The 15,550-nt window shown below is 39.2% G+C and carries 11 protein-coding genes; 5 read left to right on the forward strand and 6 right to left on the reverse strand.

Features of this window, described 5'->3' with window-relative positions; genetic code table 11:
- Window positions 1-46 precede the first annotated feature (46 nt).
- The 3 genes from ACXACJ_RS12920 to ACXACJ_RS12930 all read left to right on the forward strand — a co-directional run bounded on the left by ACXACJ_RS12920 (window position 47) and on the right by ACXACJ_RS12930 (window position 2,923).
- The gene (locus ACXACJ_RS12920) at window positions 47-418 is read left to right on the forward strand and encodes a hypothetical protein (RefSeq protein WP_475134850.1); all 372 of its coding nucleotides are present in this window, start codon (window positions 47-49) and stop codon (window positions 416-418) included.
- Window positions 419-585: 167 nt separating this feature from the next.
- Window positions 586-1,644, forward strand: coding sequence for a hypothetical protein (locus tag ACXACJ_RS12925; RefSeq protein WP_475134851.1), 1,059 nt, complete (start codon window positions 586-588; stop codon window positions 1,642-1,644).
- Window positions 1,645-1,726: 82 nt separating this feature from the next.
- Window positions 1,727-2,923, forward strand: a complete 1,197-nt coding sequence (locus tag ACXACJ_RS12930; protein WP_475134852.1) for a DUF4221 family protein — start codon at window positions 1,727-1,729, stop codon at window positions 2,921-2,923.
- 15 nt (window positions 2,924-2,938) lie between these two features.
- Here ACXACJ_RS12930 and surE read toward each other — a convergent pair whose 3' ends face one another.
- The 4 genes from surE to dnaG are packed head-to-tail and all read right to left on the reverse strand — an operon-like array spanning window position 2,939 to window position 7,531.
- On the reverse strand, window positions 2,939-3,715 hold the full coding sequence (surE, locus tag ACXACJ_RS12935) for a 5'/3'-nucleotidase SurE (protein ID WP_475134853.1): 777 nt from the start codon (window positions 3,713-3,715) through the stop codon (window positions 2,939-2,941).
- A complete protein-coding gene (locus tag ACXACJ_RS12940; RefSeq protein ID WP_475134854.1) occupies window positions 3,716-4,357 on the reverse strand; it encodes a hypothetical protein in 642 nt (213 codons plus the stop codon).
- Window positions 4,358-4,408: 51 nt separating this feature from the next.
- Window positions 4,409-5,572 carry a 3,4-dihydroxy-2-butanone-4-phosphate synthase gene (ribB, locus tag ACXACJ_RS12945; protein WP_475134855.1) on the reverse strand — a complete coding sequence of 388 codons (1,164 nt, stop codon included), beginning with the start codon at window positions 5,570-5,572 and terminating at the stop codon, window positions 4,409-4,411.
- 36 nt (window positions 5,573-5,608) lie between these two features.
- The gene (gene dnaG, locus ACXACJ_RS12950; protein WP_475134856.1) at window positions 5,609-7,531 is read right to left on the reverse strand and encodes a DNA primase; all 1,923 of its coding nucleotides are present in this window, start codon (window positions 7,529-7,531) and stop codon (window positions 5,609-5,611) included.
- 188 nt (window positions 7,532-7,719) lie between these two features.
- On the opposite strand from dnaG, the gene ACXACJ_RS12955 reads away from it, so the two are divergent.
- Together ACXACJ_RS12955 and ACXACJ_RS12960 are read left to right on the forward strand one after the other, a co-directional pair.
- A complete protein-coding gene (locus tag ACXACJ_RS12955; RefSeq protein ID WP_475134857.1) occupies window positions 7,720-8,817 on the forward strand; it encodes an Mrp/NBP35 family ATP-binding protein in 1,098 nt (365 codons plus the stop codon).
- Window positions 8,818-8,827: 10 nt separating this feature from the next.
- The gene (locus ACXACJ_RS12960) at window positions 8,828-9,070 is read left to right on the forward strand and encodes a NifU family protein (RefSeq protein ID WP_475134858.1); all 243 of its coding nucleotides are present in this window, start codon (window positions 8,828-8,830) and stop codon (window positions 9,068-9,070) included.
- Between the two features lie 90 nt (window positions 9,071-9,160).
- Here ACXACJ_RS12960 and ACXACJ_RS12965 read toward each other — a convergent pair whose 3' ends face one another.
- Window positions 9,161-14,566 carry an Ig-like domain-containing protein gene (locus ACXACJ_RS12965; protein ID WP_475134859.1) on the reverse strand — a complete coding sequence of 1,802 codons (5,406 nt, stop codon included), beginning with the start codon at window positions 14,564-14,566 and terminating at the stop codon, window positions 9,161-9,163.
- Window positions 14,567-14,782: 216 nt separating this feature from the next.
- The gene (locus tag ACXACJ_RS12970; RefSeq protein WP_475135090.1) at window positions 14,783-15,541 is read right to left on the reverse strand and encodes a succinate dehydrogenase/fumarate reductase iron-sulfur subunit; all 759 of its coding nucleotides are present in this window, start codon (window positions 15,539-15,541) and stop codon (window positions 14,783-14,785) included.
- Between the last annotated feature and the right edge of the window lie 9 nt (window positions 15,542-15,550).

Consider the following 15,550-nt stretch of genomic DNA (forward strand, 5'->3'; position numbering starts at 1 on the left):
CGCCCTTTTTGGGAAGGAACTTTGAGGCTCATAAAATCTCAAAGCAATGCATTTTCACAAAGTCATTTTACTCGTTTTCTTCTTATCACATACCATGGTGAGTGAAGCTCAAAACACAAAACACATTCTAGGTACTTGGCAAATCACACTTGCTGTTAATCGAGGCATTGACCTTACCAAAAAAGACCCAGACTTAGGAAACATCATTTTTGATGAAGAGAAACTCACCTACACAAAAGGGAAGCAAGAAAACCCATACATTATTAAGGAAGGAAAATTGATTTGGAACCCCGACACTTATAAAGAAGAGGTTTGGGAAATCACAAAAATGAACCGTAAAGAGCTGGTTTTGGTGAAAGTAAGCGAGGATAACAGGCGATCGGAAATCCATCTCAAAAAGATTTCAAAGGCTTATTAACTGACCATTTTTCACTCGGCTCAAAAGGAAAGAAATCGAGTGAAATTTAGAGTAAAGTAATTCATTCCCTCAAAGCATACTCCATATGCTTTGAGGTGGAGTTGCCCACAATGGGTGGTGGGAGCTTCTGCTCCCACTCTTTTCTTAACCTTCCAAACTCAAAGCACATGAAATCTAAATTCACTTTATTCATACTAGCGTTTGTTTCCTTCAGCTTTCAACAGCAAGCCCAAACCTTAGATTACCTTAAGCCCTTGGGCCAAAAGTTGGTCGATGACATTTTAGAACAAACCGATTCTGCATTGGTAAATGAGGAAGTAATGCGGACATACTTTAATAAGGCCATTATTCCAACTCTTGAAAAACCATTAACAGAAGCCGAAATAGAAACAGCCATTCGAGAAGGATTAAATTCTACCACTCAAGCCTATAAAGAAAGTACTAGTCAACTGAAAACCTACCTCTCCAAAGCTGAAATCGAATTATCGGAATTTTCACTTTGGGCCAATGTACCTATGCAAGTCGAAAATCATGAAAGCAAAAGTGATGGCCCATTTTCCGTTCCCGACCCTAATAAGGATAATCTTTCAACCTACACTGTCCATTTTCTGGTTGGAGACTTCGCAAAACGCATTATTCTTCAGGCAACCGTTGTTGGCCTAAATGGAAACTACTACATCTTCAATCTTGATAGCCCAGTAAGCTATTATGAATTCATGGGTGGAGATTATCACACACTCTACTCGAACATCTACAGTCTGATAGAAAAACAACTAGGTGCGCGTTCAAGTATAATTGATGGAAGCCCATTAATAGGAGAAAAAGTAGATGATACCTGGAACAAATGTACCGTTCAACTTCTTGGGGATAATCCTCAAACGCTTGCCAGAACTTTAGCCAGTGATGACAAGATTTTCAACCTCAACTTAAAGATTGAAATCAAAGTGGAGCTATTTAAAAATATCTCTGCCCAAGACGGGCTTGTATACTTTTACGACATATTATCCATTGTAGCTCAGGAATTCAACATCAATAGTCTTGACCAAAAAGTGAAAGTATTTATCCCTCAAGCGCTGTCTGAAAATAAGGAAAACGGAGCTTTAACAGGTTCTCTTCAGCTTAAACGTGGATCTGGAGACAAGAAGCTTTTCGATTTAAAACTAGAACTGATCCCTAATGCCAACAACACTGCTGATTTGACTTTATGGCTAACAACCGGAAGCTAATAAATCACATTGCCTCCTTAACTTGTGTTCTGATTTTTAGTTTACTTTTCACTATATTAAGTACTGATTCAAAGCTCTAAACATGAAATTCAAAATACTTTTTTTAGCTCTGTGCTTTAACGCAGTACTTTTCAGCTGTGGATCTTCGAACAACGAAGAATCAGAAGCATTAAATTATTCACTAACCCCTATAGCAGACAAAGTTTTTCAACTAGATGACGAAACGGCTTTCGATCGAATTGCACCAAAAATTAGCGTCCTCAATGATGTGACATACTATCACTTCTTCAATCACAACAACCACAGCATATACTTCTACAAGTATGAAACCGGAGAGCTATCTCACAAAATCAAACTCGACAAAGAGGGGCCAAATGCGGTAGAAAACCCTTATTATTTCCTTGATTATTGGGTGTCCGATCTCGACAACATCTTCATCAACACCATGCAATTTTATTATCATTTAGATGGAGAAGGGAAAATATTGAAAAGAATTAAAGCCCACGATTCCTTCTCCTTTAGCCAACATGAGCTGTCTTTCAATCCAAGCACTACCTATAAAGATGGAAAACTGTATACAAGCTATGTTATCCGAGTTCCAAGCGAAGAAGACACGAGTTGGCTGAGATGTATTTATGACTTTGAAAAAGAAGAAATCGAAGAAGTTTATCTAGACGAAAGGTCAATCTTTCCTTTCTATGAAGAAAAAGCTGAAAGAATCAGAGAAATGTCGAAATCTGGAGGCATTAGCACAATGACATTCTATTTTGCAGGAGATTATGATTATTTATACGTAAGCTCTCAAATCTCTGACAGCCTATATTACTTTGAAGGCGAAACTTTTAAGGGAAAATATTTTGCAGGAAATCCAGCTATTCCTTCCACGGACTTAGATGGTTATTTTTCACTTTCTAAAATAACAAAGTTAGAAGGCGGAGGAATTAGTATAGGCCCAAACCCCAAACAACCTCCAGTTTTTAAATCAATGCTTTCTTCGACTGACAACAGATACATTTACCGGGTATTTTCCCATGGAAGTAAAATCAAGATTGACCCAGAAACGAATGAAGAAGTGCCCGATTTAATTGGCGCATCACTCATCGTTTTCGACACAAAGACTAAAAAATCTGGACTGGCTCCAATATCTATAGAAGACCTAAATTACTCTCGGGTAACTTACGATATTTTTGTAGTAGGAAATAAGGCACATTTTCCAATAGCCGAACCTGACTCCGAAAATGAGAAAGTATATAAGTCTTTTGAAATCACTCAAAAATGAGATTAAAGGGAGACATCAAATCTCCCACTCATCATTTATTTGAGCCATTGTGTGGTGTGCTGTAAGATCATATTGACAAGGCACAACAGAAATATAGTTGTTGTCAACAGCCCAAACATCGGTGTCTTCTCCCTTGTCATTATTTACAAAATTACCTGCGAGCCAAAAATAAGGACGGCCATAAGGATCTCTTCTATGGTCGAATTCTTCTTCCCAATGTGCCTTTGCCTGACGACAGATTTTAATGCCTTTTATCTTCTCATTTTGTTTAGGTGGAATATTGACATTCAAAGCAACGCCTTTTGTTAAGCCTTTTTCCAAAACCTGTTTAGCAATGTGTTGTATCAACTCTATGGAATGAGAAAAATCTGCTTTAAGAGAGAAATCTGCTAATGAATAACCAATGGATGGGTAACCCTCTATAGCTCCTTCAATAGCAGCAGACATGGTTCCCGAATAAAGAACACTCACCGCCAAATTGCTGCCATGATTTACTCCACTTACCACCAAATCAGGATTTCGTTCTTTCAACACATGATGTTTAGCCAATTTCACACAGTCGGCTGGTGTACCCGAACACTTGTATGCCAAAACGCCTAAATCATCAAAAATATCGGTTTCAATTAATCTTAAGGGATGACCAATGGTAATGGCATGCCCCATTCCTGACTGAGGGCTATCTGGTGCTACAACTATTACCTCTCCGAGTTCCGCCATGGCTTCTACAAGCACACGGATCCCTTTCGAGGTTATACCATCATCATTTGAAATGAGAATAAGAGGTTTTGACATTTAGCTTAAATCGTTGTTGTAATATTGCACCAATTTCGCAACATCAGCCAAGCGATCAAGCTTTAGATTCTCTTTTTTGATATATTTTTTCAATTCCGTTTTGTCACCATCAAACAGAGCCAAAATATCTTTCTTCTTATTTGTAGATTCTGTAATCACGCCATCTTGAGCGGCAAAATAGATTTTATAACTTAAATACTTTCTACTCACAGCTCCTCTTGTTGCAGGATTGTAAAATGGATCATTGTAATATCTCCCACGACTATAACTGCTCGTATTTGCACTGGTGATCATTTCTTGTTCACGCACTAGCAAACTCATTTTACCTTCAACGACAATCTCAAAAAACTGAGGCCTTACATAATTAAATTGGGTTTCGTAGGGAAGGGAATAAAAAATTCTGACTGCATTGATTGAAGCCTGCAAAAAACGAAAGGAGATGATTTGGCTTGCATCGTAGGTTTCGGTTTTATCTTCTACCTTAATTTGAACGGCTTCGCGCACCAAATCATATTTCAGCATACCTTGACGAAGAGATTGATCCAAGAGTTTCACCTCACCTTTGTGCCACATTTCAGATGGCAATTGCTGCCCAAAGCTTTGGTTGAAACTTAAAATAGCCAGCCCCGCAATAATCAACATGAATCTCATACTAATAGATGAAAACGTATGCTGTGAAAATTGTTTCAAAATCTAGGACTTATTCTTCCTGATCTCTACATATTCTTCAATTTCCAAACCATAACCTATTAAACCAACACGTTTTCTAGGATGGTTGGACATTAACTTAATCTTAGAAATACCCAAATCTCTTAGAATTTGAGCTCCAATACCGTAGTCTTTTTGATCCATTTTTTGACCAAACTTACCCTCAGGAGAAGGAGAAGCTTTTAGTGCCTTGAGTTCATCCAACAATCCGCCTCCTCTAGAGCCCTGATTCATATAGAGAACTACACCCTTCCCCTCTTCTTCAATCATACGAAGTGCATGTTTGATTGGATTGCCTGTATCTCCATTGAAACCAAAAATATCGCCCAGAGTACTTGAAGAATGAACACGAACCAAAACAGGTTCATCTGGTTCCCATTCGCCTTTTACTACTGCCAAATGGATTTCTTCTGAATTGGTTTGGCGATAAGCCTGCAAATGGAAATCACCATATTCGGTAGGTAAATCTACGCCTTCTACTTTTTCTATTAAGCTTTCCTTTTCTAGCCTGTAGGAAATCAGATCTTCAATAGAAACCAGCTTCAAATTGAACCTTTCAGCCACTTTTTTCAAATCTGGAAGACGAGCCATTGAGCCATCTTCATTCATGATTTCTACCAAAACGCCACCTGGTTTCAACCCAGCCAAACGAGCAAAATCTATTGTAGCTTCAGTATGGCCGGTTCTTCTTAAAACGCCTCCTCTTTTAGCTCGAAGAGGAAAAATATGCCCTGGTTTGCCCAATTCCTCAGGCCTGGTGTGTGGATCTACTAAAGCCTGAACTGTTTTGGCTCTATCACTAGCAGAAATACCTGTAGTACAACCATGCCCAATAAGGTCGACAGAAACAGTAAATGGGGTTTCGTAAGCTGCTGTATTTGCGCCAACCATAAGCTCTAAACCCAGTTCATCGCAACGATCTTCTACCAAGGAAGCGCAAATTAAACCTCGACCATGAGTGGCCATAAAATTGATGATTTCTGGAGTTGTTTTTTCGGCAGCACAAATAAAATCACCTTCATTTTCGCGGTCTTCATCGTCTACAACAATGATTACCTCTCCATTTCTAATGGCTTCAATCGCCTCTTCAATGGTGTTCAATTCAATTTTATCAGATACGGGCTGCTCTACTTCCATTCTATCAGACATATTCAATACTTATGGGGTAAAGGTAATAAGGAAAAGTTACTTAGAAACTACAATACCAAGCTCTTTGGTGACCTGATCATATAAGGCCTTCAGATGCATGCGCATTCTGATCAAATCGTCTTGCTCAGAGAAATCCTTGGATGCTTTCAAGGCTTCATCATTTTCTTCCAATAAACCTTCTAACTTCTTTCTTTTCAACCTCAGAACCACTTTGTAAGTAGCAAGGTTCAAATCTTCACTTTCGTGAGAAGTACTTATTCTATGGCGCTGCTCCCAACCTTCGCTTATGAAGTTTTTAACGTCCATTAAGTCTATTACAAGTTGAGTTACTTTCGGATTTTCAGGTGTTATAAATTGGTCGACTTCAATTTTTTGACCTTCGTTGATGATAGAAAAAGCCTTTTCTACGATTTGAGCAATCATTTGATCTTCAAAAACAATGTCGCTTGTTTCTTGAAGAATGAATTCACCCACGGTCAAATCTTCATCAAAAGGCTCATTCGCATAATTGACAATCATCCGCAAGCATTCCCTCTCTACATAGTAAGGTGTTGAAGTTACAGGTTCTTGAGCTTCTTTACTCTGAAGAAGTGCATTCAGTTCATCTTCAACTTGTTGATTTTCGACCGCCTTGGTTTTATCCTTTCTTTGTTTCTGAATAAGAATTTTATTCAGCTCTGAGATTAAAACCTGCTCATCGATATCCAGAATATGGGCGCAAGACTGTAAATAAACAGAGCGTTTTATTCCATCGGGAATCAGCGCGATACTATCGACAACCTCTCGAATGGTTGCCACTTTTTTGGTAGGATCGGTGTTTTTTCCACCATCTGTGAGCACATTTGTTTTGAAGGTGATAAAATCCTGAGCATTCTCTTTCAAATAGTTTTTGAAATCTTCCGTACCCATGGTTCTAGAAAAGCTATCAGGATCTTCGCCTTCAGGAAAAACGACAGCACGAACATTCAAATCATGCTCTAAAATCAAGTCTATTCCACGGAAAGAAGCTTTTATTCCAGCGTTATCACCATCATATAGCACCGTGATGTTTTTGGTATATCGGCCAATCAACTGGATTTGTTCCTTGGTCAATGATGTTCCGGAAGAAGCCACCACATTTTCCACCCCGCTTTGATGCATGGAAATCACATCGGTGTAGCCTTCCACCAAATAGCACATGTCTTCATTACGGATGGCCTGGCGCGCCTGATGGATACCATAAACGATGTTACTCTTGTGATAAACCCCAGTCTCTGGCGAGTTTATATACTTAGGCTGTTTTTTATCCTTGCGAAGCGTTCGGGCTCCAAAGGCAATAACTTTCCCAGCCACATTATGGATTGGAAACATCACTCGGCCCCGGAACCTATCGTAAACCTTATTTTCGGACTTAAGAATAAGTCCGGCCTTCTCTAAAATTTCTTCGGAATGCCCTTTTGCTTTGGCCTCTTTCATTAAGCCATCCCAAGCATCGAGGCTGTAGCCCAAATCAAATTTCTTGATTGTACTTTCAGAAAACCCTCGCTCTTTAAAATAGCTCAAGCCAATACTTCGCCCTTCTTCCTTCTCCCAGAGAACTTCTTTGAAAAAATCACCGGCAAACTTCAGTACAATAAAAAGACTATCTCGCTCATTTTGAGCTGAGAGCTGCTCATCGGTTTGCTCTTCTTCTTGAACTTCAATGCCGTATTTTGCCGCCAGATATTTGAGCGATTCAATGTAACTGATGCCCTCCACTTCCATTACAAAGCTGATGGCATCGCCTCCTTTTCCGCTGCTAAAGCATTTGAAAATTTCCTTTGAAGGAGATACGTAAAAGGAAGGCGTTTTTTCATTCGTAAATGGGCTCAATCCACGATAATTCGCGCCCACTTTTTTTAAGGCAACAAAGTCTCCTACCACCTCGACTATGTCGATGCGGTTTTTGATTTCTTGTATCGTGCTATCGCTTATGGCCATCCCTTCAAAAATTCAAATATAGCCGTTTTTAGTTCGCTTGGCATGAAGAAACGTAGCTAAGGAATGGAACTACCTATAATTTCAATTCAAACTCCAACAAAGCAAATGGGGCAAGAGGAACGTTTTTCGAACCAAGCTGTTATTTAGACTGAATAAAACCCTTTAATTTGCACCGCAATTCTGAAAATATGGCAGTACTTACGAAAGAAAATGTGTTGAACGCGCTAAGGCATGTTGATGATCCCGATATCAAAAAGGATTTGGTGAGCCTTAACATGATCCAGGATATTGAGATTAAGGACAACCATTTGTCGTTTACTGTAATGTTAACCACCCCAGCTTGCCCTTTAAAAGAAGTTATTAAAAATGACTGTTTGAAGGCTATCGAAGAACACATTGGGACTGGCTTTGAAGTAGACATTTTGATGAGTTCTCATGTAACGAGTACAAGAGACAATGCTCCATTATTACCGAATGTAAAAAATATTATCGCGGTAGCTTCCGGTAAAGGAGGAGTTGGAAAATCAACGGTAACCGCAAATTTGGCTGTAGCTTTAGCCAAAACAGGTGCTAAAGTTGGCGTTATTGATGCTGATATTTCTGGGCCTTCAATGCCAACAATGTTCAACTGCGAGCATGAGCAACCGGGCATAAGAAAGGAAGGAGACAAAAATCTTATTATTCCTATTCAGCAATATGGCGTAAAGCTTATTTCAATAGGATTTTTAACCCCAGCTGAAAATGCAGTGGTTTGGCGTGGCCCTATGGCGAGCAGCGCTTTAAAGCAATTTATTGGTGACACCGATTGGGGTGAACTTGATTATTTACTGATCGATTTACCTCCAGGTACAAGCGACATTCACCTTACTTTGGTACAAACTGTTCCCGTAACGGGAGTTGTTTTGGTGACTACTCCTCAAAAAGTAGCTTTAGCCGATGCCCAAAAAGGATTAGCTATGTTTATGCAACCACAAATCAATGTGCCGATTTTAGGTGTGGTTGAAAACATGGCTTATTTTACGCCTGAAGAATTACCAGATAACAAGTATTATATCTTCGGGAAAGATGGCGGCAGAAAATTAGCCGACAAACATAAAGTGAATTTCCTTGGCCAAATTCCATTGGTGCAAGGCATTCGCGAAGCCGGTGATATTGGATATCCTGCAGTAATGCAAGACTTTATTACGGCCGAAGCCTTTAAGACTTTGGCACAACAAACCGCTCAGCAAGTTGCGATTAGAAATGCACAATTAGCTGAAACAAAGCGAGTAGAATTAAAAGTTTAAATGTACATTTATGGCTATGTTAGAAAGAGTAGAAGCAGCTTTGGAAAAAATCAGACCTTTTTTGGTGGCTGATGGTGGCGATGTAAAGGTGTTAGAAATCACCGATGACATGGTGGTAAAACTAGAATTGGTTGGTGCTTGCGAGAGTTGCCCAATGTCTCCAATGACGATGAAAGCTGGCGTTGAAGAGGCTATTAAAAGAGATATTCCAGAGATAAAATCTGTTGTAGCTGTTAACGTAGCTACTGTTTAAGATTAAGGGAAGCTGAATTAATTATTCAACTCATAAAGCATAAAAGAAGAAGGCCGAGTTAAACTCGGCCTTCTTCTTTTTGTGGTGATTCTATTTCTTTATAATCACTTTCTTCCTGACAAAGCGATTTCCATCTTGGATCAATACTGTATGTGAACCAGAAGCAAAGCTTCTAATGTCTAAACTTACCTTCTGGGTTGGCACGGAGATTAACCTCAATGCAAGTTCTCTTCCGCTATTGTCTATCAGTCGAATAGTTGCTCCTTTTGCCAACGGCTTCTCAAACTCCAAATTAATGTAATCGCTGGTAGGAACAGGATAAACCGTTACAGGAATGGTACTCGCTTCTTCTTCAATGGCAGTTACGATCATCTCAATGCTCTCCGATTCCGCTTGACATCCGTTTTCATTTGTTATTTGAAGCGAATAGTTGCCATTTGCATTCGGCATATATGTATTGTCAGTAGCTCCTTCTATAAGTTGCCCATCCAAATACCACTGATAGCTCATGTCACTTTGCTGCGTTACTGAAAGAGTCCCATCAGAATTATTCACCTGAGGACTTTCCGGTTGATCAAAAATAGTTGCAGTAATAGGTACTCTTAACTTCGATTCTTCTCCGGAGAAAATACCAGCTACGTAATAGGTGGCTGAAGCATCAAGTTCCAGTTCATAACTTTCACCTTCTTGCAATGGGCTTCCCTCCAATGGAGTGCTATACCATGCATAATTATCAGCTCCTGAAGCAGTCATGGTTACTTGGCCCGGCCCACAATTGGTGGCGGAATTTACTCCAATATTGGCGGAAAGCACTTTAACAGGAATTTCTAACACCTTAGTATCCGAACCATTATGTGCCGTACCTCCATCATCCTTGACGGTTATTGTAATGATTCCTTCACCTTCTTCGCCAGCTTCGGAAGTGAAATTAAGGATTGCCAAACCATCTTCACCTAGGGTAACGGATGTAGCACTTACCACACCTTCACCATCTGCTTCAATAGACACCGTTTGACCAGCATCCTCTCCCGCTGAAATTCCCGAAAGTTGAAGCGTTAATTCTCCAAGGTTCTTCACAACCTGTACTTCTTCATAAGAATCTATGGTTGGGGCTTCGTTAACATCTTGTACTTGGATGGTGAGCTGTTTTTCAAAACTTGCACCATAGTTATCCGCGACCATTACCTTGATTGTATATTCCGTGTTTTCCTCAAAGTTGAAGCTAGATTTACTTGAGAGCTTCCCTTCGGAAAGGCTGAACAGTCCATTATCTCCTTCACCATCAATCAAGCTAAAGGTATGGCTATCTGTAGGGTTCTGGTCCGTTGCGGTGAAACTGCCAATTTCATGGTCCTCTGAATTCTCAAACACGAAAGTGTTGCTCAGCAAAACATCCTCTGGAGCCATGTTAAGCACCTTGAGTGTAGCAATTAGTTCACCTTTATAATTGGCTTCATCAATCACCACTTTTACTACATACTCTCCTAAAGTTGAAGGAACGTCTGTTTCTTCATCATATGTAAGCGTGTAGTTCAGGCCAGCTGGCACAGTCGACACTGTCACAGGCTTTTCGGTTTCATCATTGATGAATTCCAGTTCTCCCAGATCAATCTCAGCTTCTGCTTTGGCAATGGCTACGGAAAAAGTTGAAGTAACTGATTCACCTTTTACGTCAGTAGCTTTTACGGTTACATTTGCTTCTCCTGCTCCTTGAATATTCAGATTCAGAACACCATCCGTAGAACTGATAGCATTGGCAGTCACCACCGTTTCAACATCTATCGAAACCACTTCATAGGTCAATTCATCATCTGCACTTTCTGCATCACTGAAATAGTTGAATAGTTGAATAGTCAAATCATCATCTCCAAAGGTTGCAGCCAAATCGTCAATTTCAGTGACTTCAGGAGCCATATTGGGGACTAAAACGTTGATAGTGATTTCTTCTTCAACAATACCACCTTTACCATCGGAAACGCTCAATGTAAACTTGTGTTCCCCTAAATCTGAAAGAGTAGGTGTAAACCTAACCTTGGGCGTTGTATAAGTTAGTCTATCAATTCTTCCTGGTGCAGCAATAAGTATATCACCATTATCCAATTCCAGAAAATCTTTGGCTACATCATATGGCAAATCGGAAGCTAAACCATATTCACTCCCAGGATAGCTTTGACCTATTATCGTATAGATACTATCATTCCTAAGGTCAAGCATACGTATAGTACCACTGTATTCAGCTCCGAAGATTATCCTTCCATCCTTTAATTGCTCAGAAGCCTTCACACCACCTATCTTGGCAGTATTAAAGTCGCCATCTTTTAATCCATATCCATTCCCCAACAAAGTAGAAGTAATACCTTTGTTGTAGAGCTTTAGCTTATAATATTGAGCATCCCATATCAAAAGAGAGTCTTTAGCCAGAGCTACTACATCAACTACATTTCCCAATCGAGAAGTATTCTTATCTCCATCCACATCATCTATACCAGTATAATTGGGTAATCCAGCGATATGCTCGTAATAACCATCTGTATTTAATTTGCCCACCGAGAATACTGTCCCTGTATATAGATTGCCCTCACTATCAACATCAAATCCATAAATATCATAGGGTTGTGCGGAATCTATGTACCCATCCTGCCCTACAAATGATATGATACTGGGTCTACTACCATGTCCAATTAGAGTTTCTACCTGTCCGTCAGCAGTTACTTTTCTTAGACTTGCATTGAGCCGATCTGATATGATTAGGTTGTCTTCAGAATCAAAAGTAAGCCTATATGGTAAGTTGAATTCAGCATCAAGCCGAGTCCCATTTTTATATCCTCTGATACCTGAGCCCACATACGCCTCATAGCTCGATGAAGAAGTGATTTTCATCACCTGATTTCTCTGTTTATCTGCGAAATAAATCTCCCCTAATGAATTTTTAGCGAGGCCTGTAGGATCAATAAACAGTCTATCTCTAGTTGAATCTGGTAGATTTTTGGAATATATAGGGTTTAAATATTTTTGCAGTAAGTAGGTTGAATCAGCTTTACCAAAAGAAGGCAAGCCAGAAAGATGCAATGACACATAATCATTATCTTGATCACTAATTAAAAAATCAATCTCTAAATTTTCTCCCGCAACTACTTCATAAGTGGTATTTCCCAAATATTCAGGCAAGTCATTTTCTGGTTCTACAAGTATCAAAACCGAACCTGAGTTTTCAAGTATTCCACCAGACTTTTTGAATGAAAATAAAAGTCTTTCCTCCTCAAAGCTTGTTGAATAAGCCTTGAGTCCTTTTAATAATTCATTCAATTCTAACGATGAGCCAGTTAAAAGCCACCTTTCATTATCTTGGTCAAATTCCAAAAGATCATTAGGAGATGTACCTAATGATATATCCGTATTATTTAACCTTTCAATTACTAACTCAACTGAATTAATATTGGAGCTAAGTATTTCAATTTTAGGAATAGGGAATACTTCTTGTTTTTCCCCTATAAATAGAAGGGTATCAAGTCCATGTATATCAAGTCTATCATTAGCATAAACTTCAACATCTATTTGTCCTTGAGTTTTAAAACCCTCGCTATCCTCAATTTCAAAACCTACAATATGAGATCCTATGTCCGAGACTTCAGGAGTTCCATAAAATAGATGTTCATCAGTCACCAGCTTACGTATCACAGAGGATTGTGCAAAAAATATTTCACCATCTCTTACTAATATATTTCCATTGACATCTAGTCTTATTTGATCATCAATCCCAGAGCGGTAATCTCCATCACTAGCGCCAGCAATCGTACTAATCACTTCCAACTCTTTGTCTATCTTTCTAATGCTTTTGCTCGACTGATCATAAAAGAGTATTTGCCCTTCTTCATTCTCAGCAATAGATGCTACTACCCCTATTCTAGCAACGTCAAATGATCCATCTCCAGGCTCGGTCATACCACCAGCTCCGTAATACCTAAGTAGTGTACCGAAACGATCATAGTGATAAATAAAACCAAAGCTACCTACCAGTAAATCTCCATTTTTGTCCAGGTGCAGACTGGTAGCCGAAAAAGAATAATTGGGAAATAGTAGAGAATGGGCATACTGACTAAGAAGAAAAAGAGGCCTTATTTTTCCACCTGAATTAACGTATATCCAGCCATTTTTTTCATCTACAAATATTTCTCTTAGGTAATTAAAGGAAGCGTTCAAGAATGGCCCCTCTAAATCACCTGCCTGCCCATTTCCAGCAATTAATTTTACTTCTCCAGAAGGTAATATGGCCTTTACCTGATTATTGCCAGCATCATTTACGTACACCGTCCCATCACTTGTAATCTCTATACCTGTAGGTTTACTGAATTGGGCTTCAAGCCTAGGACCCAATTTATTTCCTTCCTGCGTTGTGCCCGCGAAAATTGTAACTTCTTCCTTTTCAAAATCTAGTTTAAAAACGGCATCTAATCCCTCATCAGTAAACAAGAGGTTACCATCATGATCAAAGTGCATGTATTTTGGAGCGTAAAACTGAGACTCAGAAGGCTTACCCAACTTGAATCCAATGGCTTGACCTGACAAGCCTGCAACCAATTCATCTCTTGCCTTTGAATTATGATAGGTCATCCAGGTCGGTAAACTATTTACAGAGAAATCAAGCAATCTCCCCTCTTCCGGGTCGTTAAACTTTGCGAAGAAAGAAATACTATCACCTACAAATGCCCTTTGTAACCCAATGTCTTCTATTATTGGTTGATCGTTTATTGGAGTTACATTGAGCAACAGTTCTCCTATATAAGTCAATTGCCCTCCTTTTCTTCTGATTTTAAACTCAACTTTCGAGCCTTCATCAACATTCAAGTAAGGTGAAAATGAAAGTGATGACAATAATTGGTTAATCTCGTTTAAGGGAAGCTCTCCCTTATACATATTTTCGCTCCAAAAATCAGAAAGCTGAACTTTGGAAGAGGCTAATTTACCCGTCAAATAATTTTGATATATCTCAAATTCAAAAATCTCATCTGGATCATCTCCTTCAACCTGAATTGGGTCAAAATCAAATTGTGGATCATCTTCCACATAATTAAAAGTTTGAGGAAGCCCCTTTACTATGGGCATATCAGATGAGTTTATATTCATTAAAATAGACATCTGAGATAAGTCATCCTTTGACTGCCCATAACTTACCTGCAACTCAACCCCCCAAATATTTTCTTCAACAGGTGTACCCGAAATCTCATACTTTGGCCCAAACAGAATCTCTAACCCATTAATTACTGGCTTATATTCATTTACAGGCAGGACAGTCAGTGAGTTTAAGTAGGACTTTACATTATTAATACCATCTTCAACTGTAATGTTAATGTTATCCACTTGACCGTACTCAGCTTCTAATGGAGAATCCGCCTTAGCCCAGGTTGTGTTGGAACTTATGGTTCTAGAAACATTCGTTTGAGAAATGTCAGAAAAGCCAAGAAACAAACAGAGAAAGGAGAAAAAAAGAGACCTCATATCTTAAAATTAAAAGTCCGCCAAAGTACTTTATTCATTTAGGATATCCTCTTTTGAACTCAAAAAAATATTGTTAAAAACATTTTTAATTGATATTTATCAATCTCACTTGTTCTAAACATAAACTGAAAAACATAAAAATCAACCTACTCTAAATAACGGGCATAAAAAAAGCCTCTTACGAGGCTTCTATATTTCTAATATGTGATTAGAATCCTAAACTTCCTGCTCGCCAGCGATGCTCGCTTTCATATATTCTCTGTTCATTCGAGCTATATTTTCAAGGCTAATTCCTTTCGGACATTCAACCTCGCAAGCCCCAGTATTAGAACAGTTTCCGAATCCCTCATCGTCCATTTGCTTAACCATATTCAGAACACGTTCCTTAGCTTCTACTTGACCTTGTGGTAAAAGAGCAAACTGAGAAACTTTAGCTGAAACGAAAAGCATAGCTGAAGCATTTTTACAAGTAGCCACACAAGCTCCACAGCCAATACATGTAGCGGCATCGAAAGCTTTATCGGCATTTACCTTTGGAACTGGAATAGCGTTAGCATCTTGAGTATTTCCCGAGGTATTAACGCTCACGAAACCACCCGCTGCCATAATTCTATCGAAAGCGCCACGATCAACCACCAAGTCTTTGATTACGGGGAAGGCTTTCGCTCTCCATGGCTCAATATAGATAGTATCGCCACTTTTGAATTCCCTCATGTGAAGCTGGCAAGTGGTAATACCACGCCCTGGGCCATGTGCTTCCCCATTGATATACATAGAGCACATTCCACAAATACCTTCTCTACAATCATGGTCGAAAGCAACTGGGTCATCTCCGTTATTGATCAACTGTTCATTGAGAATATCCATCATCTCAAGGAATGAACTGTCAGGCGAAATATCAGAAACCTGATAGGTTTCCATTTTGCCTTGGTCTTTGTCATTCTTTTGTCTCCAAACTTTCAGTGTAAGATTCAATCCGTTTGC

The organism is Roseivirga sp. AWQ4_251 (assembly GCF_056158225.1).